The sequence below is a fragment of the Arthrobacter psychrolactophilus genome (genome assembly GCF_003219795.1).
Lineage (GTDB): Bacteria > Actinomycetota > Actinomycetes > Actinomycetales > Micrococcaceae > Specibacter > Specibacter psychrolactophilus.
In genome coordinates, this window is sequence record NZ_QJVC01000052.1 from 1 (window position 1) to 1,029 (window position 1,029).

Here is a 1,029-nt window from a genome sequence, read left to right on the forward strand (position 1 = left end):
CCGTTACTTAGCCGATAAAAAACTGAGGAGTGAATCGCCCCTGCTTTCCTAGACACTCTCCAAGCTCAGGAAATAGCGTTTCTCATACTCTACTGGAGACAGCTGCATAGCACTGCTGTGTCGACGCTTAGGGTTATAGAACATCTCGATGTAATCGAAAATATCACTTCGGGCTTCGTCACGCGTTGCGTAGATCTTTCGTCGGATTCGCTCCCGCTTCAAAAGCTGGAAAAAGCTCTCCGCTACGGCATTGTCGTGGCAGTTTCCCCGTCGGCTCATGCTGCTGATCACATTATTGGCCTTCAGGAAGCTTTGCCAATCTGAGCTACTGAACTGACTGCCTTGGTCTGAGTGAATCATCACTTGCTGCTGTGGCTTGCGTCGCCACACGGCCATCAGCATGGCGTCGATGGCCAGGTCGCTGCTCATTCTGGGCTTCATTGACCAACCAATGACTTGGCGTGAGAACAGATCCAGCACTACCGCCAGGTACAGCCACCCTTCATAGGTGCGGATGTAGGTGATATCGGTCACCCAGACTTTATTCGGCTCACTGACCTTGAACTGCCGGGCCAGATGGTTGGGGGATGCCACTGTTGGTTTTCCGCCATAAAACCCAGTACGACGGCGATAGCCCGTTTGCGAACGCAGCCCCTCTGCCTGCATCAAGCGACCGACTCGATTTCGCCCACAGATCTCTCCTAGCTCTCGCAGGTCATCGTGAATCTTGCGATAGCCATACACGCCGCCGCTTTCTAACCAGGCCTGCTTGATCAAGCCAAGCAGGCGCTGATCTTCTTTGGCTCGGGCAGATTGAGGTTCGGCCAACCAAGCGTAGTAGCCGCTGGGATGCACCTTGAGGGTTTGGCAAAGGCGCCGCACCGGGTAATGCGTCGAGTGCTTTTTGATGAAGGCGTACTTCAGTTGCACTCCTTGGCAAAGTACGCGGCGGCCTTTTTTAAGATGTCTCGCTCTTCAGTCACGCGCTTGAGTTCTGCGCGAAGCTTGCGCAGTTCGGCTTGCTGCTCA

General features: G+C 54.1%; 1 pseudogene. It reads right to left on the bottom strand.

Going from position 1 to position 1,029, the window contains the following annotated elements:
- Positions 1-48: 48 nt before the first annotated feature.
- Positions 49-1,029: pseudogene (locus CVS30_RS17700) on the bottom strand (IS3 family transposase); the annotation flags it as partial.